The following is a 25297-nucleotide window of genomic DNA, read 5'->3' on the forward strand; positions in this document are numbered from 1 at the left end:
GGCTTTTTTGCGGTTATTTATCTCAAAGATCACGGTTTATTGCGCGTAGTATATTGAATTTACGAGGCCTTAATATTTCATTGAGCTAATGCACATCTAAAATACAAATGTAAGAGACTGTTAACTTGCTTCAAACTTGGCCAATTTAATTACTTGAGTTACGTCGACTCATTTTTACGCTTCAAACTTCAGGCTCCACTAATATAAATTCTCATCCTGACGACACCCGATATTTTATGTATCTCTTACACTGAATGACGACAATCGAATGGAGAAATAAAAATGAGAACACTCGACTCATGGTTGGAGGAGTATTCAGAGAGCCACCAGAATAAGCTGAATAAATTTATTCACTTTTTCGCAGTTCCTGCCATTTACTTTACTGTGATGGGATTGCTTTATGTTGCCCCTACCCTACCTTTTTTGCCTGAGGTATGGTGGAACAACTGGATGGTGATCATCATGCCGATTGTGATGATTTTCTACTTTAGTCTCTCCATTGGACTAGGGATTGGAATGTCTCTTTTTACTTTACTCTGTTACGGGCTAATACATCTCTATGAAAAAACTGAGATTAGTTCGGTTTTTTCAATGAGTGTTGCTGTGTTTGTTGTTATGTGGATTTTCCAGTTTATCGGTCACAAAATTGAGGGCAAAAAGCCATCTTTCTTTAAAGACTTACAGTTTCTTTTGATCGGGCCCGCCTGGGTTATCAATTGGGCCCAAAAGGCGATATTGGAACGCTGATAGGGTATGTGGATAAGCTGCCTCACCAAGGTAGCTCGTCTCCCCGAAAATCAATGAAACGCCCACTTTTATCTGTATTGCTCTCAAGTATCACAGATAAAAGACCATCAACGCTCTCCTCTGCGGTGATCAGCGCATTAGGCCCGCCCATCTCAGTTTTGACCCAGCCGGGGTGTAATGCCAATACGGTGAAACCCTCTGGCGCTAAGTCATTACTCAAACTCTTCACAACTGAATTTAATGCGGCTTTAGAGGAACGGTAAAGGTAGCCACCACCTGATGTATTTTCGGTCATGCTGCCAACCTTAGACGAAAGACAGACAATTTTGCGATCATGTCCCGCCAGAAGCTTCGGGTAAAGAGCCTCTACGAGCATCTGCGGAGCAATAGTATTTACCTCCAGAACACGTCGCCATTCCACCGGATCAGTATCACCAAAACCTACCCCTTTCGGGCCAAAATATCCTGCGTTATTTATCAGAATATCAATCGGAGGTAACACGTCAGCTAACTCACGAGCAGCTTGGTAATCCGTGACATCAAGCTGAAACAGAGATAGTTTGCTCATCTGCTGGTCTAGAGTGATAAGCGCCTGAGTACTCTCTTTTGAGCGATATGTTGCAAGCACCTGATAGCCTTTGTTGAGACACTCTCTTACCAGCGTCAGACCAATACCGCGGTTTGCACCGGTAATAAATACTGTGGTCACTATGCTCTCCTTTTACATGCCTTATGATCAATTGGGACTGAACGCGAAGAAATATTGACGCCTATTCACTTAACGGTAAAGGCTTATGCAAAAAACGCCCCGAAATGGGGCGTTTTGAACGTAATTACAAGCGTTTCCATGGTCCCCAGTCACCACTGGTGGTTGGGTCATCGCCTTGAGTCCAGTACCGAGCTTGATAAGTGACGCCATCAATGGTCACTTCGTCTCCGGTATTGTAAACCTTGCCAGCACTCCAGCCATTTCCACCGGCGCTGTTTCCATCACCTTGATCTGGCTTATCAAGCTTCGCAACAACAGTCACTTCAGGCCAACCTGCATGCGACCCATAAAAGTTAGTCACACATTTTTCATAGTCGCCCGGAGTAAGTGCTGAATAAGCAGTCTGATAACCTACTAACTCACACTCAAACGAGTAGCCACCAGGTCTGTCTGAATAATATTTCCAGTTGCCATCCCAGTTTGTGTAAAGCACATCTTCTGCACCATTAAGGTTCAAGCTGCCATACGGGGTTTGTTGCCAGCAGGTATTTTTCTCGTTGTCTGCCAAAGGAATTTGATAATGTTCAGACAAACCTTCCCAATAGCGGATCCGGTTAACAGGTTGACCTTTGGTCTTGTTCTGCTCGCCGCATTCGATACCGCCGTTAATGATATTAATAGTGGTACCGAACCCATAACCAATGCCCGCCTCTTGCTCTCGCACAGATGGAGACCATGTTCCGTCAATCACATGAAGCATCGCTGGTTTCGGTGCCTGTGGTGTCAGGAAGAACCAGATGGCAGACGCCAGATTCAGCCATGAGTCTGCCACCAGCCCCGGATTGTCTAACAATACAGTAGCATCACCATTAAACATGGCTTCAGAGAATGCACCGTAGTTGAAATGATAGGACAGTTGCTTTGCACCCCGGCCAAAGTATCCCTCACCCGCTGCACACGGCCAACGTCTATTCTGCCAGTCGTCCTGACCACAACCTGTTGTGTAGCCTTCCTGACCTTCGGACCAGCCCATCTCACGAACGTGAACCAGTGCCTGCTGCCATTCTTCAAGTCCCAGAGGATTGTCTGAGTAGTTATCTATGGCGATATGTCCGCCCGTCTCCTGAGAGAAATGGGCAAACGCTGTAACAATTGATCGTTTACAAATTGCATCAGCGTCTCGATTGTCAGCATAGTCGCCGCAAAATGCGGGAAACTTCCCTATGGCTCGCAGGAAACGGGTGTAAGTATACTCTGGCGCGGCCATTTGGGTCAGAAAAGTCCATTCTGATTCAGGGAAAACCCTCTCAACGCGTTTTACGTTTTCAGGGTTAGATGCCAGTTGTGTTTCGATCGCTTCAACAACTTGATTAGATCGAGTTTCAAGCGCCTTTGCCCAGACTTTATACATGGGGTCGGCTGTCAGTGTCGCTTCCGCCGCATCAATTTCTGCCTTCTCGACCAAATAGGCTCCGGGATTTTCGGGATCGGGCTGGGGAGACATAGTAATGGCGCTATGCGCTGAACAGGACACACCGATGAGCAGTGCCAGTAATCCTTTTTTCATTTCATTTACCTTAATAAAGGATGGTGTAGGGTACAGAGCTTTGTTTACGCTCTTTAATCATTTGCTGGGTGTGAAGTTCAGCAGCTGTTCAATGAGTGAACAGATGACCAAGTACCTCAACCTCAGATCGAAGGGGAATATATAAGTAAACGGAATGCTGTCTCAATAACAAGATGTGCTGAGTCGTCTCGCTAAGTGATCTGATATTTAGATTAAAAGCCTGCTTATACCGATTATCTTCGGGCCTAAACGCCATAAAATGATGTATTCGTGGCGCTTTAGAGGTTTAAAAATAGAATTATCAATATTTCAAAATGGTTTCAGATACCTTCTATCGATGCGAGTCACCTCAAAAGTGAAACCTATTTTTGATCATTGGTAGCGTTGAGCTTGGGATATGTATCGGGGGATCTGTGAAGAGAGAGATATCTCTCCTGTCATTGACAGGAGAGACATTAGAGACGATTAATCGTTACTGGTAGAAGAGATTCGGTGAACAGTAAGGTCAGCACCACGATATTCTTCTTCTTCACTCAAACGAAGACCTATTGTTAGTCTCAGAGCACCATACACAATAAAAGCACCGGCAACAGCAACAACAATACCCAACAACGTACCCATTACTTGAACGGTTAAACTGACGCCGCCCAACCCCCATAGGGCTTCGGAGCCAAAGATACCGGCTGCAATCCCACCCCATGCGCCACAAAGACCGTGCAGAGGCCAAACACCCAATACATCGTCAATCTGCGTTTTGTTTTGCAGATACGTAAAGACGAAAACAAACATTGCACCGGCAACCAGTCCAGTGAAAAGAGCGCCCAAAGGATGCATCAAATCTGATCCGGCACAGACAGCCACCAGACCAGCTAAAGGACCGTTGTGAATAAAGCCCGGGTCATTTTTACCTGCTACCAGAGCAGCAAGAATCCCACCGACCATTGCCATTAGTGAATTCATTGCAACCAAACCACTGATGCCATTCACAGCCTGAGCAGACATTACATTGAAACCGAACCAGCCGACAGAGAGGATCCACGCACCCAAGGCCAGAAATGGTATGTTAGAGGGTGCGAAGTTAGTGTGTTTACCCGCTTTCACCCGACCATTTCGCATACCGAGAAACAGGACGGCTATGAGGGCAATCCAACCGCCTACACCGTGGACAACAACCGAACCCGCGAAATCATGAAATCCTGCGCCATATTTAGCTTCAAACCATGCCTGTAAGCCAAAGTTTCCGTTCCAAATCATGCCCTCGAACAAAGGATAAATAAGTGCAACAGTTAAAAACGTCGCGAGCATAATAGGATAAAAACGAGCTCGCTCAGCAATACCTCCTGAGACGATCGCTGGTATTGCGGCCGCAAATGTTACCAGGAAGAAGAACTTAACCAGCTCGTATCCATTTCCCTGCGACAATGTGTTGGCGTCAGCAAAAAAAGTGACATCATAAGCAACCCAATAGCCAATGAAGAAATAGGCAACGGCAGATACACCAAAATCAGCAAGAATCTTCACCAGTGCATTAACCTGGTTTTTGTTTCTGACCGTCCCGACTTCCAGAAATGCAAACCCTGCGTGCATCAGGAAAACCATAATGGCCCCCAATAGCAGGAAAAGCGTGTCCGAACTCTGTGTCAACGTCTGAACTGCGCTGTGTGCGTCACTAGCTGTTACCGTCATTGTTTTTGTTCTCCCTCACTAACATGCACAAATCCTGTGCGTTTGTTTTATCTTCACCAAATTGGTGATTTTCGGTTTAGGGAAAAGCAGGAAGCAAATGAAGTACCAAGATCTTTCTATCGCACAAACAAATACTAGTACGTTGATATTGTTAATTAATTTAGCTCTTTATAATCAAGCTCAGTAAAAGCCGCGATGATGTTTGCAGCAAAGTGGTTCACGATGGCACTTTTTTGATGCATTGAAAGGTGCGAAGGTACTTCAAGGCGGAATTATGCCCCAGTACGGGGCTCGGTATAGCAAGATTCTGAGTAGAGTGTTTTAGCCGGAGCAAAGAGTGACCTTTCTACAACCGTCATATTTACCCCGCTTGTCTTTCCGATTTAGCCAGCCAGATGCTTTTTCAAATAATGAATAATATCGTCTGACTCATACAACCACTCGATATGCCCATCCTGTTCAATGCGTAAACAAGGCACTTGCTTTTTGCCCCCACCCTGCAGCAGTTCTTTTAGGTACGCTTCACTTTCATGAATATTTTTCAGCTCAATATCTATGCCCATCAGTTTGAGGGCGGCTCTGACTTTGATGCAGTACGGGCAATAATTAAAATGAAAGAGTTGTAGGTTTTTACTATCTATCGTCAAAATATACGTCCTGTGTTTTGTCACGTTTTATCCGGTCAACGAGATAACTGACAATGGTTGTCGCCGGAATAAATCTGAACCAAGTTTCGACCCAGCTCTTTGGCACTGTATAACGCCTCGTCAGCACGAACAATGATTCCCTGCGTAGTATCCTCATTGATAATCTGATCGCAGCAACCTGCAATGCCAATCGATACGGTAACACATTTTGCAGATGTCCCTTTTGCGTGTTCAATCGCCATGTTTTCTATTCGTTGACAAAGCCCTTGTGCCTGATTAAATGCAATGTCCTGATCTTTACTTGCCAGTAGTAGCATAAACTCCTCACCACCAAGCCTGAACGCAAACCCACTATGTTCACGGGCAAAGCTATCTATTTCACCTGCTACCAACACAAGAGTGTTATCACCGTAGATATGTCCATATGTATCGTTATAAGCCTTAAAGTGATCAATATCGATATAAAATCCAAATAAAATCTTATCAGGAAAGTCCTCATTGAGAGTCTGTAACTGCTTTGTCAGAGATCGTCTATTGAGTAAACCAGTCAGTGGGTCACGTCGCGACAAGTCGTCCAGCTCTTTATTCTTGAGCACGACACTATCCACCAGCTTGGTAAACTGACGTGCTAAATCTCCAATTTCATCTTTTCTTCTGATACCCGGCGTCGCCTGTTGATCAAGTTCCTCTACGCTAGATCGCATGTGCTTTGCCAATTCTTTAAGGGGAACCGAAATACTGAATGAGAGAAACATCAGTACGGGAATAGACAACACGACAGTGACCAAGAACTCGCGCACACTGTCCTCAATAAACAGTATTTTGAGTTTTGCGATATCACTGATATCGAAGAGTAACTCGGCTTGTCCGGCATACCCATTTTTTAATAAGAAGCGGATATAGAGCAGACCTCGATCCAAATCGACATGATTTTCACCTTTTTGTCTAAAGTGTTCGAGATTCTGCAGATATTGCTGATTGAAAAAAAGGCTGTCTTGATATTGCAGTCTGGCATCCTCAAAACGCTCGATAAGATAATTAATCTTGACCATATCCGCACCAGGCTCAGCTTTTTTCTGTTCCAACTTTGCTTGTCTACGATTGAGGTTCTCAAGAAAATCATCGGGATAATCGACACGCCAGAGAAGATCTTCTGATTTCAGATACGCAACGGATATAGGCTGATGAGTGAAGCTCGATTTGCCGCTCACCAGAATATATTTCAAGCCATTTTGTTGTGATAAATCTGATTTGAAGCTGGGTAAAAGCAATCGGGCATAGTTGCTTCCCATCACGGCATCACTGATGTAAGAGGTGAGGTATACAATACTACTTTCTTTGGTATGCATTGAACTCACTACCAACGAGTTGATAGCATTTTTATAGTTGTAGTAGGTAATTCCGACGATCAAGAACGAAATCAGAATTAAATGCGAAACGAATATTTTTGTCCGTATCGAGCTCATCATTACTTCTTCGGCTTAAAAACATCGATGATTGGCGTTGCACAGGTCCCGCCGCGACATATGTCTCGGTAACCATTGTGACAGGCATTGCAAGTGCTGACGTTGAAAGAGGGATGAGTATGGCTGATATCGTTGCCGAGACGGTCGTAAGTGCCATAGAGCGGCTCACCAGCAAGATGCTCGGTAACAAAAATAATGTCTTGATCCTCATAGATCGCAACAGCGGTTACGCCATCTTCGTAGGGCCCATGGGTCTTGTATGCAGATACTTTATTTTCCGGCACAAAAATATTAATCGTTGTGCCCTGACCGTTGTTAATCCAGTTGTACATTTTGACCGTTTCCTGGAGAAAGGTCGGTGTTGATTCAGGTAAGACAACATCTCGTCCCGGTATGATGCTTTGTTTTACTCGCACCATGTTTTCAATGTCATCGGGAAACGATGCATTAGACGAGCAAAAACCAGAAAAACTGATCCACGAAGCGCATAAGAAAATGGGTATTCTCATGAATGACTCCCTCCATCACACTGATACTTGCGCTCCATAAGCGGGCACAGTGAACACTCATTGCTCTCTGCAGTAATCTCTGCCTAAACCTTTGTAGGTCATAACCAGTCCTGATGTGTTAATCGCTAGTGATAGCAGTCTGGCTATATGCTGGTATCAATATCTATGTACCCGCTATTTTTATTGCGGCGGAAAAACTCCAATCTGCTTCCTCAGAACGGTAAAGTTGCAAGCTAATTCAAAGAGGAAAAGCAATATTTATTTCACGTCTCGAAAAATAGAAACTGACTCGATTTCAACACGTTTTACCTTTTATGATAAGGAGGGGAAGGGCACAAAAACTGCAGCAATTGATATTCTGCTCAAAAAAAAACATATCAGTTTCATTATTTCTTCATCTGACGTGATGCTTTACCAAGCTTGATATTTGAATAATTACCCAGTCAAAAAAGGAGTACTCACCTGTATGTGTACAATTAACGACGCTGGAATAACAGATAAAGAGAGGAAGATCGCTGTTTCGAGCCGGGGATGTGCAGGTTTCACAGAATAGGTGACATAAGCGAGTATTTACAAATACGCTTCTTGCCGTGGCTCACTGATGCCCCTAGCCTTTTGCTTTGATGAGAGTGCTGCCGCTCGTTGTAAACACTTCAGGCTATACATGGAGAGTATGCTAATGAAAACTATCCCCCTGCTGTTTTGCTGTTCCGTACTCGTGATGGCCGCAGGATGTAAAAGTACGCTATCCGAGAGTATGCCTGCTTCTGATTATCAGGCAACGGTTCCAGAGAAACTGAGTGAACAGCTTGTCACTCTAAATAACGAACCGCACCAATCGTTTCGTGGTAAGACGTTAAAATTCCACTACGACGAAAGTAAGGGATTGCTGACATTGGTCAACCGTTTGAGAGGCAGTCGCTGGCAGTGGGAGATCAATAAATCTGACGCCGATGCACAGACTAAAGCATTTGCCTGCAATACCTATATCAATGCGGTGCGCGCAGGTCTGGGTGTCAGGCAATGGTTTACTGGCGCAGGAGGTTTAGTGACAGAAACATACTCCTATGAGGACTGCCAGTAATGGGCTGAAATGAGTCCGGCTTATGTCTTGTCCTCTGCATATTTACGCTGATAACGGGGTAACATCGTTTGGTTCCCTAACAGTCCTCCTTGATGGAGGTACATGAGTGTCGTCTTACCTTCAGGTTTCCACTCTGCCAACGTCAGCCACATCAGAGGATCGTACAGAAGGTCAAATTCTACCCCTGTCTCTTCAAGCAATGCACTCCAGTATTGATAATCCTCAAGGTAGAGTTTACCGAAATGATGTTTTCTGTGCGGGAGTATACGAGGGTAGTTTTCTAACGACGGCTCAAGAGAATGCCACTGCTCTAATAGGTATTCGGGTCCACCGACACAACTGCATGTAATAACAGTCACCTCCTCCGCCGCTAAGTGCTTCTGTAAGTAAAGCGCAGTGGTACCTGTACCAGAGGGAAGTGCCAGAGTGAGATGCCCGGGAACCTGTTGTGATTTCCAATCCATGATTTCCAGAGCAAGCGTTTTTATCCCCTGCTCTGCCAACTGACACCTTCCCCCCTCGGGAATAAACAAACAATCACTTTCCGGCTTTCTCACTTTGTTTATGTAGTCATGCGGATGACGTCCATTTCTATCCTCACATCCGGATAGGTCAATAATTTTCGCGCCCATCTCCACCGCTCCGCCATAGTTACCCCTCGGCTCGTTAGCAAGCCAAGAGGGGATACGATCGACATAATATTCAAACGCCCAGCCTTTGAGCTTGGCCAACGCCGCAAGGGAATAAAGAGAATTTGCCTGTACCGAACCGTAACCAATTAACGTCGTGTAGGTATGCGGAGGCAAGTCAAGCAAACTGGAGAATTTTCTTGCTTTATTGCCGCTGAATAACGGGTGAAGCAAATCATCTCGTTTGAGGTAAAAATCAATACCGTTGAAGGAGTGCGAGGTAACTGGGCTAACGTTGAGTTTCATAGGGCTTTTCAGATTGAGAGTCGGCATTAGTGTAAATACCTATAAGCAGCTGTCAATCTGATATCCACTGCGAGCTAATATCCTCTGCGATAATGGCTCCACTCTTTCGTTCTACTGGAAACATCGTCTCTCGAATACATCCGAGTGAACGTTAACGATAACCTTGAAAAGAGTGGCGAGGCATCGTTATTGCCATTATCACTAGTGTTAAAACGCTTTACACCAGAAGTCTGTCTGACGGTGTTTGGGATTAGGCTGCAAATATGACCAACCGGATTTAATATAGTGCGCAACAGCTCTGGGATTGTCACGGCTCACAGAGAGCACCGCCCCCTTGCAGTAGCTAGCCAAAAGGTGTGTAGAGATATAGTCCTGTAATTGACTGGCTAAACCAATACCGCGATATTCAGGCTGCAGATAAATAAGATGGACATAGCCATAGCCAGATTTAAACGAATGGGTTTTAAATTCTAACTGGCCAATGATTTCGCCATTCTGCCATACGTGACGGTAAAACCATGCGGGATCAGCAAGTCGCTGTCGTATTTTCTGTTCATAATCCTTAACGGACGCTTTAAACCCTTCCAGCGTGCCGAAACTACAAAAGTAGGAATCTTTTCTGAATGATTGGCAAACGTCGAAATGCTCGTCAATGTTAATAGGTCGTAATGTAAGCAATGCAACATTCTCCAATAGTAATGTGGCGTCAAACTTTACCTACTTTTCACTACTTATTTTATTAAATGTCATTTTTATTGGACATAGATAAACTTTTTATCGCTAAAAATTAGAATGGACACCTGTTTTTGAAATCTGGTAGACGTCTTGCTCTGTACACGACGCATTTTCCAGTACCTGAAATCACTCTAAAAAAATAAATAACGTAAAAAGCTAATTCCGAATCTATGGCTTAATTCAGGGACAGAAACTCCAACATCACCGCTGACCAGATAGAAAAACATATGAAAATAACGATTCTTAAACCAAGTGATAAAAACGCCCTGCTGGCATTTGAGTATCAAAACAAAGTATGGTTTGAGCAGGAGGTAGGACCAAGGCCAGAGAGCTTTCATCAATTATCAGCCACTGAAAAACATATTTCATCACTTCTAAAACAGCATAGAGAAGGAAAGTACCTCCCCTTGATAGTGAAAAATTCCAGCAATAACATTATTGCAAGAGTCAATATCAGCGAGATCGACAAAGAAAAGGGGTGTGCAGATATTGGCTACCGTGTTGCAAAAGACTAATGTGGTAAGGGAGTCGCCACCCTTGCCGTCCAAACTGCACTGAAGAATGCCTATCAGAGTGGGCTCACCCGATTTTCCGCCGTTGCTGCAATCGACAACATCGACTCTCAAAGAGTACTCGAGAAAAATGGCTTTAAGCCCGTGGAGATCGTCAGAGATTTCGCTAAAATCGCTGACCGATCAATAGATGTCCGCCGCTATAGTCTGATTCTATCAACGTGATACTGCATCAGGCATCGTAAATCTGTCCGCGTAGATACGGTCTTTATCGCATCCTTTCGCAATCAGGCAGTCTTCTGCTCTGTCGACCATCACGGGCGGCCCGCAAAGATAAGCATCTGTATCTTCTGTCGATAGAGAGCTGATTAAATCGGTAACCATCCCTCTGTGTCCTTGCCATCCACTGTCGGGTTGAAGATCAGACAGAATGGGGATGAAAGTGAATTCTGATGGCCATAGAGAGGCAATCGCACTGATATCATCGAGGATATAAAGGTCTTTTTCTTCCCGGGCACCAAAGAGTAAAGTGGCTGGACGGGTAACACCTGTAGAAACAGCTTGCTCAAGTATTGCCATTATCGGTGCAAGGCCGCTTCCACCCGCGACAAACAGTAAACTTCCCTCACCGTCCCTGAGCCAAAATTCTCCCATCGGGCCGTTTATCTGAACATTATGGCCAACCAGGGGCTCATTATTTACTAAAGTCGAGAACTGACCGCCTTCCACCTGACGAATAAAAAAAGTTTGTAAATGTGCATCGACGTTTGCGGTTGCGAAAGAGTAGCTGCGGGAAATATCCGGTTTAACATCCAAGCACAAGTCAGCATATTGACCGGCTTTGTAGATTACGGGATCTGTGGTTTCAACGACCAGTCGAGTGATGTCATGAGTTAACCGGGATTGAGAGATAACACGTCCCTCGACCCTGGTTGTCTTTATCTCGTCATACTCAATGACAATCTGTTCCTTCGGTATACTCTGACACGCAAGTATATACCCTTGATCCAGCTCTTCTTCAGACAACACATAACCGCTGTCTGTCAGCTCTTTCACTTTACCCTCAATCAACCTGCATTTGCATACCGCACATCCACCCACCCTACAGCTATGCGGAAAATCAATGCCTTGTCGTAGAGCTGCCAATAACAGACTCTCTTTGGGATTAACCAATATTTCATGGCCGTTAATGAGAGCTGGGACTGGCGTCTTTTTCGAAAATAATGAAAACATATTGTTGAGAGCACACCGTCTAAAAAAGCTGAAATCGGCTTACCTTACTGTCCATACGCTACTATTGTTAAAACAGGCAGTGTAAGTGGTTGTGATAGCATGTCTCACCCTAGCAACTGAGGAGTCAGTAAAATAGGTTACAATCTGCCAATTAGCGCGCTTTTTTTGACAATGATTATGTTAAATTTAACAGCAACACTTCCTTCAACGTATCTACGGTTAACCGTTAAACAAGTCTCTGAAATGGGATTTGACGTTACCGATTTACTTATACAGAAAGGCTTAGATCCGGATGATCTTGACGACCCATCAGCGTCGTTGACTGTTCATCAATACTGTCAGCTCATTGAAAGTATGTTGGTGATAACCAATGAGCCAGAGCTGGGGCTGTTAGTCGGTAAAAGAATGATGTTTAACACTCACGGTGTGCTTGGCTTTGCAGCTGTTAATTGTGAAAACTATCTTCAGCTCCTTAATCTTGGTCAGAAATTTTTGTCGGTCAGAACCGGACAACTCATCAGTATTGATTACGATATTGTCGGGAGTAATGCGCATATTAATATGTACGAATATTCACCGGATGAATTATCTGGCCGCTTCACCGCTGAGGTTTTCGCCGCAGCCCTGAAAAATGTCGTCAACTTTGTGTCCGGCTCCAGTTCGAAGATCCTTGCTGTTAATTTTTCGTTTCCCCGTGTGGAAGGCAGCAATGTTGCCGAATCCTTCTTTAATTGTCCTGTGCACTATAACCAAACTAATAATTATTTGGTCGTTTCAGTCGAAACACTCAGTGAGCCTTTAACGACATTTGGCAACACCACACCCGGCCAGACAACCAATCTATGCGAGCCTCAATTGAGCGTGGTGACAAACTCTTCTACCTATCAAGAACGGGTTCGGAACATTATGCGAGAGCGTGGGCAACAGTTACCCAGCCTATCCATGCTCGCGAGTCGATTCAATATGACAACGCGAAGTCTACATCGTCGCTTGAAGCATGATGGAACATCATACAAACGTTTAGTCGAGGAGATAAAGCACGAGCGAGCGGTCAAAATGCTTAGACAAAGCACACATACGATTCAGGAAATTGCCTACGATCTTGGTTATACCGATGTGGCAAACTTCAGGCGAGCTTTCAAGAGATGGGAAAATATGTCTCCAATGGCGTACAGAGAATCAGTGTTAAGTAACAAGTCTAGGAAGCCATTTTAACTAAATCTAATTCGTCATCCGCTGCGTCTTACTCCTTACGCATCACAACCGTCTTCGCCAGTATATCGTGCACTGTCTGGCGCTTATCGCTGGAAAGCGAAAAGAGTAAATCGGCAAACATGACCAATATATAGATGATAAAGCTAACAAGGACGGAAAAGTCAGGCAACACATGAAAGGGGATGTTGTAAAGCGCAAACTCAGCCAAGATCCAAAAGTAAATCACAGTCAAAAGTAGAAAACACTCACGAATACACACCTGTCTGAGCTTAGGGTCTCCCTCTGCCAAACTGTCAGCCAGCTTTATACCAAACACGTATTTACCAATGGTGAACCTAAAAAGCGCTTGGCAAAAAATCCTGTAAACAACGAGGGATGATGAAAATATGAACCCGCAAAAAGCCAGCTCGCGATAGGCCCAGTCATCCCCACCCGTATTAATGATTAAATCAAGGAGGAAATAGGTAAAGAGACCAGCAATAGAAGCGTCAATTGCAAATGCTAGTAATCGACGCCAAAGAATAAAAAAAGAATACTCATCCGCGCTTTTCAACAGGCATTCTTCTGATATCGCGGGGTTGTCGAGAAGCCGGGCATTAATATGACGCTTTATCTCTTCCCTTCGTTCCGGATATTCAGCCTCATCAAGCGAGTCTAGTGCTTCGAACAGGTCAATAATGTTGTACTTGCTATAGTCTGGTGACACATCCATTCAGCCACCTAATCCCCATGATGGAGCGGAAGCAAACACTGAGGGCTCAGCCCTATCAAGCCAGAACCATAACGTGCCATGGCAAATAAAGACAACCGATGTTAGTGCTGCACGCATTAGCGTGTACCAGAAAGGGTATACCTTTCTGGCAACGATAAAGAGTTCAATGGAAAAGAGAACGACAAACGCACAGCCCAACACGACCAGTGAAAATGACAAAGGCATGACTGACACCGAAAATGCTACCAAAGAGAACACAATGGCAACGGTCAAACTCAAAGGTGTTTGGTCTGATTGAGCCTTATTGATACTACTACCCCACACCGCACCCGCCATAAAAGCAAGAATGACCACACTGTAGCTGAAGAATAAATGTATTAGACCAGCCTGAATGCTGTCAGGCCACAACGGAAAGAACATGCCAATACTGACAAAAGGAATTAATCCCATCGCACCGTAGCCCAACGCTGTATTTTTCATAGATGTTGCTCCACCATATTTTTGCCGTTTATCCTTTTAGTGGGTGCCCCTCTGGGAGCTGACGCAGAATCCAAAGCACCAGCTTATGTTTCATTGAAGGTCCATCCTCTTTATTGGCTGCAAGAGGAGTGATCAGTTTATCCTGTACCAACAGTCGGTAAATGCACTCAATTTTAATTTTATTAGATGTACCGCTATCGAACTTGGCAAACCCACGTTTTTCTGCGTACTGCTCACCTATATTCAACGCTTTCTTTAACAACTGACCTTCATTTTTCATTTTTTTCATATCTTCACCTCTTAAATATCCGGATGTCGTTGTGCTGGAAAGGTGACCAACATCAGGGTGATACGTGGCGGCTGTTCTTGTCAAAGCCAAACAATGCTATTGGTTACTCTTTTTCATTATTTTTACATCTTGTATTAGCGGGTAGAGAGAATGTTACCCAGCACGTTAAAAAAACGCTCCACCTCCTCTTCTGTGTTGTAGTGCATAAATCCGACCCTAAGCACCCCACCACTATCCAGCAAATTTAAGTGTTTAACCACATCGAGGGCGTAGAAGTGCCCGTTCCACACATAAATATGCTCTTTTGCCATTTGTTGGGCGAGGTATTCAGATGTGAAATTTTTGCTGCTAAGCGCAAACGTTGGTGTTCTGCCCTCGTCATCGCGAACACCATGAAGTTTGATATGCTGATACTGGTCAAGCTTATTCAGAAAATATCGCGAAAGATGGCGTTCATACTCAGCAGTCTGACCATAACTCTCGACTAAACGGCAGCGCAGATCGGAGTGATCTGACCAAGTTGCCAAATAATTCACTGCTGCAATAAAACCTGCCAACGCCTCGAAGTTCAGGGTGCCAGTCTCGAACCTCGCAGGTCCATCAGCCGGTGCAGGCTGAACTTTGTAAGGCATAAGGCTATCAAGCCAAGGATCGGCGACGTAGGCTATACCGAGATGAGGCCCGAAAAATTTGTAAGCGGAACAAACGAGAAAGTCACACTTGAGTGCTTTTACATCAATGAGTTGGTGGGGCGTGTAGTGAACGGCATCCAAGAAAAGCTGCGCCCCCACTTTTTTCGCCATATCACTGATCAGCCGAACATCAACGTGAGAACCCGTCAAATTAGATGCGCAGGTAACTGCTACAAGGCAGGTTTTTTCATTGATTAACGTAGCAAGGTGATCATAATCAAGCGTACAATCATCACTTATTATCTCAATTTCCCGGACAACGACGCCTTTGTCCTGTGCGGCCATTACCCAAGGACTGACGTTGGCATAATGGTCCAATTTGGAGATGATGATTTCGTCTCCCTTTTTCCAGTTACGGCTGATTGCACGGCTCAAAGAAAAAGTAATACTGGTCATGTTGGCGCCGAAAAACATGTGTCGGGACGACGGTGCGTTAACCATAACTGATGCAACATATCTGGCTTGAGAAGCTATCTCAGAGGTTTGTTCACTGCACTGGAAAACTCCGCCCAAGTTAGAGTTGCCGTGATGAAGATAAGACGTCATTGCTGCAGTCACCGAATCGGGTACCTGAGTACCGCCGGGGCCATCAAGGAAACACAATGGAGTACCATCAACTACCCTGTTGAGAGCTGGAAACCTTTCCCGGGATTTATTTGCCGAAAACATTAACCCTCCATTTGTCTTTGCAATGTATCTGTTACTTTCCCCCTATCTGTTAATCATAGCTATTTATACTGTACAGAATTCCGATGATTCGCAATGCAAGTCACAGCAATCAAATTTTTACTTCACTACGTATGTATCTGCGCAAATCAGTCGATAAGTTATCGGTTATGGTCAATCTACGCTGCGTCTGGCGCATAAATGTAAATATCGGCAAAATGCTGTCAGCCTCAAAGTACGCAAGACAAGGTATCAATTGTAAATTCAATTTTAAGCAGTCAGTAGGAAACGTCACGACATGGAATTTTGCTGTAAGGTTCACTCCACGATTGGAGCATTCAATTCAGAAGACTGGGACCAGCTAGATATAAGTAATAACCCTTTCTGTAAATACAGCTTTTTTGCTGCGCTGGAAGACAGTGACGTTGTGTGCAACGAGACTGGGTGGGAACCCAAATATATAGCGATATACCAAGCAAACACTCTTGTTGCCGCAGCACCATGCTTCATCAAAAGCCACCCGATGGGCGAGTATGTCTTCGACTGGTCGTGGTCAGATGCTTACGAACGTTATGGGTTGCCATACTACCCCAAATTAATTTGTGCAGTCCCTTTCACACCAGTGACAGGGCCAAGGTTGATGGTTGCTCCTCAAGCGGACTCTTCTCATCTTATTCCTGTTCTTATCGAACAAATGAAAGAGCTTGGTCGACATATCGATGGATCTGGTGTCCATATTCTTTTTCCTGACGATACCGTTTCAACGTTTATCCGACCTGAAGACCTGCACAAGAGAAAAGCCGTGCAGTTTCATTGGTTAAATCGTAAATACCAGGATTTTGACGATTTTCTATCCCAATTGACCTCCAGAAAGCGAAAAAATATAAAAAAAGAACGAAAAAGTATCGTTGAACAGGGCATTGAGATTGACACTAAAGAAGGCCATCAGATTTCAACCGGAGACTGGCATATTTTTTATCAGTTTTATCGTCAGACCTATCTCAAGCGTTCAGGCCATGAAGGCTACCTCAATCAGACATTCTTTGAGTTGCTGGGGAAAACGATGCCAAACAATCTTGTCATGATCACAGGGATTAAAGATGACAATATTGTTGCTGCATCGCTGTTCTTGAAATCTGATACCACTCTATTCGGCCGATATTGGGGTTGCCACACTGAAAACAATCATCTGCATTTTGAGCTTTGTTACTATCAGGGGATAGAATACTGCATAAAGCATAAGTTGGATGTTTTTGAGGCAGGCGCTCAGGGCGAGCACAAGTTGATCAGGGGCTTTGAGCCCATATTTACATTTAGCTATCACTCTCTTTTCAATCCGCAGTTCAATCAAGCCATTGCTGATTTTCTCAACCGAGAAATGAAACAGGTAGAAAATTACCTTAAGGATGCAAAACGATACTTACCCTACAAAGAGATTTGATAATATGTGGTTGATGTAAAAAACAAAAAAAGGCGCATATTGCGCCTTTTAATCGCTTCAGCTTGAAGCCATAAGTTTTTGTCTAATATCAGAAATTTTTCCCTGACTGAACTCTCTAAACTTAAAGTAGCAATAACTGCACACAATAGTAAAAAAGAGGTATGAAAGCGAAAAAACAAACGGCGATGTTATCAAGTCACGTTCAAGACTCCACATTACACCAGCAACTGTAACAGCCATTTTAGCCATTAATCCAACGAGCAGAAATAAAAATGCAAGCTGTGGATACTTGCTATGTCGGAAACTTAGCCAATAACTGGCACCTGTTGCCGTAGCAGCAACAAAGAAGCCAACTAAGAACGAGTGAAAATGTTCAGCGGCTAATATGCCACCGGATATTGATAACAAAACAACCAGAATGTAGGACATATCCCTCTACTTAACTTATACAAATAAAAATAAAACAACTAAATCCATGTCAACACGCCAATTCTGCATAAAATTTAAACTTCACACAAGATTATTTTGATAAAAAATTAATAAATAACTGATTTTACGAAAATTAAATATTATAGAAAATACAGGGGTAACTTTTTATATTTAAAAAATGTTACAATTTGATTAAATTCTTTGATTAAACGAAAGGCAATCATAAATATTCCGGATTGGAGTCAAGATCCATAAAGAACGGTATGCGATGTAAGGGAAGTAAGTATTAGTGGTATCAAAAATTCTGTTTCAGGATGAAATCATTAAAAGCTATGTGAATACATTGCTCTGCTGACGCTACGGGACCGAGTTGAGATATTACAAGTTACATCCACCTATCGAATGATTTAGGGGTAGAAAATAAAGTATCCCTGTAAAATCGGAAATGATAACGTCAGCTCGTTAGGCAAGTGTATTGAAGTAGTCAGATGAGGCTTGTAGCCAATGATGCTTGAGAAAATAACCTGCCACCGTCCTTAACGCTATCAGAAAGCAACCTGGAGTGACACACTACTTTACTTACATCCTCTACCTTTCCCCATTTCCGCATTATCGAGCTGAATCCAGTGCAGCAGCATGTCTAGATATACTTGAGCATCCTCTCTTGACCGGTTGAGTATGACAACATCCATCGCCAGTCCAACCAGAGACCTCATAACCAAACCTGTCACGCATCGAAGTTTATCGTAATCGACTTGCCACTTGGGGAATGTCATTTTTACAATCCAAGCGATTTGTTCTTCGAACCTATCCATAGCGACACCATACATTTTCCCCAATGCAGGTTCAGTCCTTGATGCTATAGCAATTTCAATCCCAGCGATAAAAGAACGACCACACATGACATCAAATACATCGTAAATGATCTCTTTGATCGTCGTGCCTTTGTCAAACCTTATAGTTTTCATGAAGGCTGTAGCCTGACGGGTCATGTTGTCTTCCATCGCCGCGATAACAAGCGCATCCTTGTTGGGGTAATGATGCAACATGGTTCCTCTTGCGATACCAGCCCGGCGACAAACCGCTGCTGTAGACGTTCTGTGATATCCCTCTTCAACGAGTAGGTCATGTGCCGCGGCCAGCAACTTGGCTTTTGTTTGTTCTGATTTCTCTTCCTGACGTCCCAAATAAACCTCCGCTAGACATCCTACTTCTGTATCTTGCAGTGCTCTAACTCCAACAGCCTGCAATCTGAATATCTTATTTACTGATCAGTTCCATCGATCCGTACTGCTAACTGAGTTGCATAAAAATGAATATGGTTCCGTGAAATATGAATACTTTTACATCTTTCTTATATTATTTAGTAAGAAAGTAATTAATTGATTAAGACAGACTACAGAGACATCAGAAGGGAGTCAGTATATCAAAGGATAAATATAAACACTAAATTAATGATAAATAATGATATTTTTTAAAAATTTAATTCAATAACGCCTACGTCATCTAACTTATGATTAATACGTCATCCATTAAACTGGAATCGAAAAGTAACATCAAGGACTCTCTTTAAAAATTTTCCCATGCAATGAGTGTGTTAATTTAGACTGATGAAAGCACACTTAAATAATGCTATGATAACTAATAAACAATAATATCAATTAGTTATTGATAAATATTATTTTTGTATTTTTTAAAAATATGGACTTATTCAATGTGAGATAGGATTATTTGCACTTAATTAAAAATTAATATCATTGAGAGGTAACAACTAAAATGAAAATCCTTCCAAAAGTCATCTGTAATCGCTAACTAGTTCGATTAAAAGTCATTATTTTCCACTACTACAAATACGGGGTTATATTAGTCCAAACTATCGACATCGTGGAAAAATGGTAAAAATCACTAAATATATTAGTAATTTACTTATTTTAAGAGATTATTCACCTTCTCGTTAGCATATTCACATCATTGAAAAAATGATATTTTCCAATCGACATTTTAGATGAAAGAGTCTTCCAACACTCATTATTAATAAATGTACGTTAAAAAATTCATATAAAACAATAATTTAATTATTTGCATCATTTATTAGTAATAGTTTCCTGATGATGCTCTCAAAGGAAGTGAAGGTGAATACATATGCAAAAAGAGATATTAATTAGATGACTGAATACTTAGACTTTAGTCGCACTCAGTAACTAAATCTCAAAACTTACACGAAAAAAGATTATTTCCCACATATAAATTCATTTATATCTTCCACCTTAGAATTAAATGCTGCACCAAGATGATACAAAAAAACCCGACTTTCGAAATCATTCAATAATCGGGATTTTATTTCAAACGCTGGTATGCTCGGCGAGCGGGCTTTTCATTGACCCATAACTCACTGGAATACTGATTACTGGTTTTTGTTCATGTCACGTAACTTATCGCCAACAGGAGCCGAGAAGTTAAAACCATCATGTTCATCCCAGTTGATAGACCACGTCATCACTCCACCAAAGTCACTGTAATCAAATTCAGGAACGACCTCACCACATTGACTTCTCTTGGTAACACAATCAAGCGCATCGAGAATATTTTGTATTGGTGCCTGTCCAGAATTAGCAGAGCTTGGTCCAGATGGCAGCCCAATAGCCACCTGATCACTTCGCAGCGGCTTGAACATTTCTCCGTTTGCTAATTCAAAGCCTTCAATTAACATCTTTGACTGAGCAACCATCATATCAACTGTCCCTTCACGTGCAGCGCCTGTTAAATATGGATTAGGCAACCCACCGTTGTTATAAAGCTGAACATGCAGAAGGTCGAGTGTATCCCTGAGTTGATCAATCAGTGGAATGTAAGCCCCCCAAATACCTGAGTATGCAATCATGCCACCGTGTACATAAGGATGTTCAGGTGCCATCGTCAGATATAAATTTCCGCCGATATTTTCCTCGATTTTGAGTAATGCGCGAGGCAATCTTGCCTGAATCTGAGAACCGTGCAGAAGGTTAGAACCACTTTCCAGGTCTATATCTAAACCATCAAAACCCCACTCATTGATAAGCGCAGTAAGGCTGGATACAAAGTTAACTTCGTCACTATCTGTATTTAGTGTGATAGTGCCCTCAGCACCGCCAAGCGATAAGACAAATATTTTTCCCTCAGCCTGCAACTCTGCCATTTCACGCTTGAATCTCTCCGGATCCAATACCGGGCATGTACTGCGAATATCGCCATTAAATGGGGTGAAATGAACGGTTCCATCACTGTTTCGATCGTTCTCTGCAAAAGCGATATCAATAACATCCCATGCATCAGACATTTCACTGAGATTCATTGGACAACCTGCACCGTTTACAAAATTATGCCAGTAACCAATGAGTTTGTGTTTAACCGCTTTCGCCTCCACAACGTTGATATTGACTGAATCTGTCACAGCACTCAGATCATTGCTGTCCGTTGCTTTTGCCGAGATAGAATATTTACCGACTGCCGCTGGCGACCATGAACCCTCAAATGGCGCAGTGTTATCAGACGCAACCAGATTTCCATCAACAAAGAACTCGACAACATCAATATCACCTGTCAAAGAACTGGCATCAACGCGCATCGAAACGTTACTGCCCAGTGAAACTCGTGAGCCGGATACGGGAGAAACTAAAGTGGCGACGACTGGTTGATCACTGACGGTGACTCTCACACGAGCCTCGCCTTCCGCGCCATTCTCATCAACAGCAACAGCCGACAAGATTGTCTCTCCCAGACCACTTACCTGCCATGAAAGACCATAAGGAGCAGTTTCGTCCTTGCCCAGTTCTTGTTCATCCGCGTAAAAACTGACATGTTTAATTGGATCAGATCCGTCAGACACAGTCACAGATAATTCAGTATCTGCGCCTGCAAGCAAGACAGTATTTTCAGATGGCGAAGTAAATGAGATCTCAGGTTGGTTTGCGCATATACCCAAATCACTCCAGGCATCTTGCCAGTACTGACCTTTTCCCGGTTCATATGCCCAACCAGCGGGGGATGAACACCAGCCAGCAACCTCACAACGATATTTCTGATTATCATTCTGAACAATATCGTCTAACGCATAAGCTGTTCCTGCTTGATAAGTCGGAATAGAACTGCACTTTCCTCCAGTGTCAGATCCATCGATAGTGAGTACCACACTTTGGCTCCAACTCTGGGCACCATCATTATCTATGGCTTTGGCTCTGAATGTGTGAGTCCCCGCCACTGCCTGCCACTCACTGGCATATGGTGCACTTGAAACGGAGGCAACTTGTTGCTCATTAACAAAAAAAGCAACTTGAGAAATGACACCATCGTCATCAGTCGCACTGGCAGATAATGTTACCCGCTCACCGACTGCAACCCTAGTATCTGCCGACGGAGAGGTCAGTTGCGCGATTGGAGGTATATTTTCGTCTGAAGCAATAACAGTCACATTTACTGATGATTGACTCTCACCCAACCTATTATCAACGGCAACAGCAGTAATAGTGAAATCACCCTCTACTGCAGTCCAGCTGACTCGGTAGTCTTTTCCTGATGCGGTGCCAACAACGTTACCATTAACTGTAAACTTAACCTCAATGACCTCGCCATCTGAGTCACTGGCATTAGCAACTAACTCAATGTCTTTACCTGCTGTCAAGGTTGCATTATTTAACGGTGATACAAGTGCAACATCCGGCAATGCATTATCACCGGTCGCACAATCTCCAATAGTTTTCCATACCTCCCATGGCCCAGAATTTTGGGAAGGCGATTCATTTCGACTCCACCAACGTGACTCATAGGCAGTCTCATTTTGGGTTACTCGCTCCCCACCGGGATAGAAGATGTCCGATTTCCAGTCGGGTATCAGGGTACAATCAATTGCAAATACCGAGGAACTGAAACAGCCCCCGATCAGCATTGCGCAGCTCAGTGCTTTCCTTGCCATTAGAGTTATCCTTTTAGACAAAAGTAATGTGCGTCAGCATTGAATACTGACATTGGTACAACATCCCCATAATCCAAAGGTAACCAACTGTTAGTAAAGTATTTTTACATTAATAATTTTTGCTTTATCTGAGTGACTCGCAATTAAACGAAACAAGGTGAGGAGATTACTGATAAATTGGCCATTAGGCGTGACCTGCTCATCAAAAATGACAGGCTTATATATGATTTTAAAGTAAATTTTAGTTAGAAGACAAAACACAAACAGCTGCTCTCTTCGGCACAGCTATTTACTCTCTTTTGCAAATTTGATGAATTGTTCCAGCGGTAACGAACGACTGACGGCCCAGCCCTGAACAAGCACTCGATTAAATTGTCCGACAAAATCCGATTGAGCTTGTGTCTCTACTCCCTCAACAATAACACCAAGCTCAAGTTGATCAGCAATTCCCATCAAGCTGGAAAAGACTTTCTGCCCTCTCTCCGATCCCAGAGCAAGCACAAAACTGCGGTCAATTTTAATGGCATCAATTTCGAAGTGGTTCAGATAACTCAAAGAGCTGAAACCTGTACCGAAATCATCAATATGTACTTCTGATCCTGCATCATGTAGCTTGCCAATATTCGTCTCCACTTTATTGTTGTGATTGACCAAAGACTCTTCTGTGATTTCAAACGAGACAACACCGGGAACTTGAGATATCAATTCGATAATTTTATCTACCGCTGTCATACTCGAAATCGTTTTACTTCCTATATTGACACACACCTGTAAATTCAGACCTTTCTCGCGCCAAATTTTACTGTCTTCAACTGCACGTCCCACTACCCACAAATCGATTTCTTTAAGCAGCCCCGCTTTTTCAAACAGCGGCATAAACTTACCCGGTTGTTCAACATTGCCGAAGTTATCTCTTATACGGATCAGCGCTTCCGCTGATACAATTTTCTCGGTAGATACCGACTTTTGTGGCTGATATTCCAAGAAAAATTCTCTTTCCCGAATACGGCGAATCTTTTTGACTAATCCTTGATACTCAGTACCACGCGTCAGTGCTTCATTAACCGGGTCAGTCGATAGAATGTAGGCCTCCTCCTCCCGCCGATCGAGAGTCGTGTCCAGCGACGGTATATAAATCACCTCTGACTGAGATGAACGCTCCATGAATACAACAAAAGGTGTGTAAATCAACAAACTAACCAGTAGGCCTAAAAGCTGCAACACAATAGAAAACGGATCACCCCCGGTTGAGATGTACGCGTTGAAAAACATCGGACTGGGTATAGGAGCCATATAAGATGCTGCACTGACCCAGTCAGCCTCAATAATCAGGTAGCTGATCAGCAGATTTGCGGCAGGAGCTAAAACCAGTGGGACTAATAGACGAAGATTAAAGATCAAAGGGAGACTGAACATCAGTAGTTCGTTGATACCCAATATTCCCAAAGGCAAACTGGCAAAAGCAATCAGCCTCATCCTTTTGTCAGATGAGAAAAGTAAAATCGCACATATGAGTCCCAACGTAGCGCCTGAACCTCCTATAAACACAAAGGAAGACAGGAAAGACATATTTATGATAGTTGCTGGATCTGCCCCCACCTGAACCAAAGAATGGTTAAACTCCAACGCCTCATTAAGTGGTTCAACCATTGATGACAAAGCGTAATAGCCATTGATACCAACAAACCAAAAAAGTGAATTAAAGGCAGAGTAAAACAAGCCGCTTTGTAACGGCTGAGAAAATACGTCTAAGCTCTCTCTCAACCAGATAAACTCAAAAAAACCGCTGATGCCATCGAGAGCCAAGGAGTAAACAATAACGACAAATGAACATAAAATGGAGGGGATAATTAAGTTCATCGAATCCTGAACAAGCTCGCCGCCAACATCTACACGTAAAATTTTCGTCCATTTCCGTTCTTTTATCGCTGCCAACACTGGAACGAAAAGTAACGGTAATGTGATACCGACAAACGTCATCATGCTACTGACCATCTGAGAGCCTGTATCCATGACTTGATGAGCAAGGGCAAGATAGACGATCGACAACATGCCAATTGGAGTTCGTGGTAGACGCCACTGGATCGCCATCATTGTTGAAATAGATGTACAGAAGAGATAGGGATAAAGTGCGACGAGTTCATGCCTGAGAATATTGAGCATCAGGTGAGTTTCATCAGAACCAATATTGAGAATGTCCAGAACGCCAGTGGCAAGGCCAATGAATGATGAAATCATTAAGCACGGCACCAGCCATAGCATGCCATTGCGGATAGCCTTTAGAGACATAGAAATAGTCCGCTTTAGCAACTGGTTATCCCAGGTTGGTTCCGTACCAGACTCGTTTTTAGAGAGCATGAAAGTAAACCCTGTGGATCTTAGAAGACAACTCACTCTGAAATACGGATACAGCTTGGAAGACAACAGTGAGAGACAAAAAAAGTTCACGATTGGCTTTTCAGAGTGTCTCTTACAGGTTACTAAAATACTAAACCTGCAATTAACAAGTATGGGCCAACATCATACTGAGAATATTCAATGACAAGGTATCAATAGTTAGATGGTGAGCAACAGTATTTAGAAATTACATACTCG

Annotated in this window: 21 protein-coding genes and 2 pseudogenes; 6 read left to right on the forward strand and 17 right to left on the reverse strand. The window is 43.3% G+C overall.

The genetic code is table 11. The annotated features are described in order from the left end of the window. The first annotated feature begins 282 nt into the window (after positions 1–282). The gene (locus A8L45_RS03070; protein ID WP_068899108.1) at positions 283–747 is read left to right on the forward strand and encodes an Mpo1 family 2-hydroxy fatty acid dioxygenase; all 465 of its coding nucleotides are present in this window, start codon (positions 283–285) and stop codon (positions 745–747) included. Between the two features lie 22 nt (positions 748–769). Here A8L45_RS03070 and A8L45_RS03075 read toward each other — a convergent pair whose 3' ends face one another. The 6 genes and pseudogenes from A8L45_RS03075 to A8L45_RS03100 form a co-directional block, all read right to left on the reverse strand. Then, a complete protein-coding gene (locus tag A8L45_RS03075; protein ID WP_175401895.1) occupies positions 770–1459 on the reverse strand; it encodes an SDR family oxidoreductase in 690 nt (229 codons plus the stop codon). Between the two features lie 142 nt (positions 1460–1601). Then, positions 1602–3023, reverse strand: a pseudogene (locus A8L45_RS03080) (chitinase); the annotation flags it as partial. Between the two features lie 465 nt (positions 3024–3488). Beyond that, positions 3489–4709 carry an ammonium transporter gene (locus A8L45_RS03085; protein WP_068899110.1) on the reverse strand — a complete coding sequence of 407 codons (1221 nt, stop codon included), beginning with the start codon at positions 4707–4709 and terminating at the stop codon, positions 3489–3491. A 383-nt stretch (positions 4710–5092) separates the two neighbouring features. Further along, positions 5093–5380: a glutaredoxin family protein gene (locus A8L45_RS03090; protein ID WP_245680634.1), complete on the reverse strand. Its 288-nt coding sequence runs from the start codon at positions 5378–5380 to the stop codon at positions 5093–5095. Between the two features lie 11 nt (positions 5381–5391). Further along, positions 5392–6768 carry a sensor domain-containing diguanylate cyclase gene (locus A8L45_RS03095; protein ID WP_175401889.1) on the reverse strand — a complete coding sequence of 459 codons (1377 nt, stop codon included), beginning with the start codon at positions 6766–6768 and terminating at the stop codon, positions 5392–5394. A 56-nt stretch (positions 6769–6824) separates the two neighbouring features. Then, positions 6825–7331 (reverse strand): hypothetical protein, encoded by a 507-nt coding sequence (locus A8L45_RS03100; RefSeq protein ID WP_068899116.1) that lies wholly within the window; start codon positions 7329–7331, stop codon positions 6825–6827. 679 nt (positions 7332–8010) lie between these two features. Between A8L45_RS03100 and A8L45_RS03110 the strand changes: the two genes are divergently transcribed. Then, positions 8011–8415 carry a hypothetical protein gene (locus tag A8L45_RS03110; RefSeq protein ID WP_083228175.1) on the forward strand — a complete coding sequence of 135 codons (405 nt, stop codon included), beginning with the start codon at positions 8011–8013 and terminating at the stop codon, positions 8413–8415. Positions 8416–8435: 20 nt separating this feature from the next. On the opposite strand, the gene A8L45_RS03115 is transcribed toward A8L45_RS03110, so the two are convergent. Together A8L45_RS03115 and A8L45_RS03120 are read right to left on the reverse strand one after the other, a co-directional pair. Continuing rightward, positions 8436–9350, reverse strand: a complete 915-nt coding sequence (locus tag A8L45_RS03115) for a 1-aminocyclopropane-1-carboxylate deaminase/D-cysteine desulfhydrase (protein ID WP_068899342.1) — start codon at positions 9348–9350, stop codon at positions 8436–8438. 207 nt (positions 9351–9557) lie between these two features. Further along, on the reverse strand, positions 9558–10028 hold the full coding sequence (locus A8L45_RS03120; RefSeq protein ID WP_068899121.1) for a GNAT family N-acetyltransferase: 471 nt from the start codon (positions 10026–10028) through the stop codon (positions 9558–9560). Positions 10029–10312: 284 nt separating this feature from the next. Here A8L45_RS03120 and A8L45_RS03125 point away from each other — a divergent pair, with 284 nt between their 5' ends. Together A8L45_RS03125 and A8L45_RS25665 are read left to right on the forward strand one after the other, a co-directional pair. After that, complete coding sequence (locus A8L45_RS03125) at positions 10313–10600, forward strand: GNAT family N-acetyltransferase (protein WP_068899123.1); 288 nt, start codon at positions 10313–10315, stop codon at positions 10598–10600. A 15-nt stretch (positions 10601–10615) separates the two neighbouring features. After that, a pseudogene (locus A8L45_RS25665) lies at positions 10616–10822 on the forward strand (GNAT family N-acetyltransferase); the annotation flags it as partial. Here A8L45_RS25665 and A8L45_RS03130 read toward each other — a convergent pair. Further along, positions 10814–11830 (reverse strand): 2Fe-2S iron-sulfur cluster-binding protein, encoded by a 1017-nt coding sequence (locus A8L45_RS03130; RefSeq protein WP_068899125.1) that lies wholly within the window; start codon positions 11828–11830, stop codon positions 10814–10816. The pseudogene A8L45_RS25665 and the gene A8L45_RS03130 sit on opposite strands and share 9 nt — an antisense overlap. Positions 11831–12007: 177 nt before the next feature. On the opposite strand from A8L45_RS03130, the gene A8L45_RS03135 reads away from it, so the two are divergent. After that, a complete protein-coding gene (locus A8L45_RS03135; protein WP_068899128.1) occupies positions 12008–13045 on the forward strand; it encodes an AraC family transcriptional regulator in 1038 nt (345 codons plus the stop codon). Positions 13046–13073: 28 nt separating this feature from the next. Here the strand turns inward: A8L45_RS03135 and A8L45_RS03140 are convergent, their stop codons facing one another. The 4 genes from A8L45_RS03140 to A8L45_RS03155 form a co-directional block, all read right to left on the reverse strand. Further along, the gene (locus A8L45_RS03140) at positions 13074–13757 is read right to left on the reverse strand and encodes an RDD family protein (protein ID WP_068899130.1); all 684 of its coding nucleotides are present in this window, start codon (positions 13755–13757) and stop codon (positions 13074–13076) included. Beyond that, positions 13758–14237: a DUF3429 domain-containing protein gene (locus tag A8L45_RS03145; protein ID WP_068899133.1), complete on the reverse strand. Its 480-nt coding sequence runs from the start codon at positions 14235–14237 to the stop codon at positions 13758–13760. It lies immediately after the preceding gene. Between the two features lie 28 nt (positions 14238–14265). After that, positions 14266–14526, reverse strand: coding sequence for a DUF5062 family protein (locus tag A8L45_RS03150; RefSeq protein ID WP_068899135.1), 261 nt, complete (start codon positions 14524–14526; stop codon positions 14266–14268). A 134-nt stretch (positions 14527–14660) separates the two neighbouring features. Beyond that, entirely contained in the window at positions 14661–15887 is a 1227-nt protein-coding gene (locus A8L45_RS03155; RefSeq protein ID WP_068899137.1) for a cysteine desulfurase-like protein, read from the reverse strand. Between the two features lie 295 nt (positions 15888–16182). Between A8L45_RS03155 and A8L45_RS03160 the strand changes: the two genes are divergently transcribed. Then, the gene (locus tag A8L45_RS03160) at positions 16183–17325 is read left to right on the forward strand and encodes a GNAT family N-acetyltransferase (RefSeq protein WP_068899140.1); all 1143 of its coding nucleotides are present in this window, start codon (positions 16183–16185) and stop codon (positions 17323–17325) included. 57 nt (positions 17326–17382) lie between these two features. On the opposite strand, the gene A8L45_RS03165 is transcribed toward A8L45_RS03160, so the two are convergent. From A8L45_RS03165 to A8L45_RS03180, 4 genes are all read right to left on the reverse strand, one after another. Next, on the reverse strand, positions 17383–17754 hold the full coding sequence (locus A8L45_RS03165) for an NADH:ubiquinone oxidoreductase (protein ID WP_068899142.1): 372 nt from the start codon (positions 17752–17754) through the stop codon (positions 17383–17385). A gap of 575 nt (positions 17755–18329) precedes the next feature. Next, the gene (locus A8L45_RS03170; RefSeq protein WP_175401890.1) at positions 18330–18941 is read right to left on the reverse strand and encodes a TetR/AcrR family transcriptional regulator; all 612 of its coding nucleotides are present in this window, start codon (positions 18939–18941) and stop codon (positions 18330–18332) included. 1217 nt (positions 18942–20158) lie between these two features. Beyond that, entirely contained in the window at positions 20159–22702 is a 2544-nt protein-coding gene (locus tag A8L45_RS03175) for an Ig-like domain-containing protein (protein WP_068899146.1), read from the reverse strand. Positions 22703–22987: 285 nt separating this feature from the next. Continuing rightward, a complete protein-coding gene (locus tag A8L45_RS03180; protein ID WP_083228178.1) occupies positions 22988–25060 on the reverse strand; it encodes an EAL domain-containing protein in 2073 nt (690 codons plus the stop codon). Positions 25061–25297: the final 237 nt, after the last annotated feature.

Origin of the sequence: Veronia pacifica (genome assembly GCF_001707825.1) — a bacterium.
GTDB classification, from domain to species: domain Bacteria; phylum Pseudomonadota; class Gammaproteobacteria; order Enterobacterales; family Vibrionaceae; genus Veronia; species Veronia pacifica.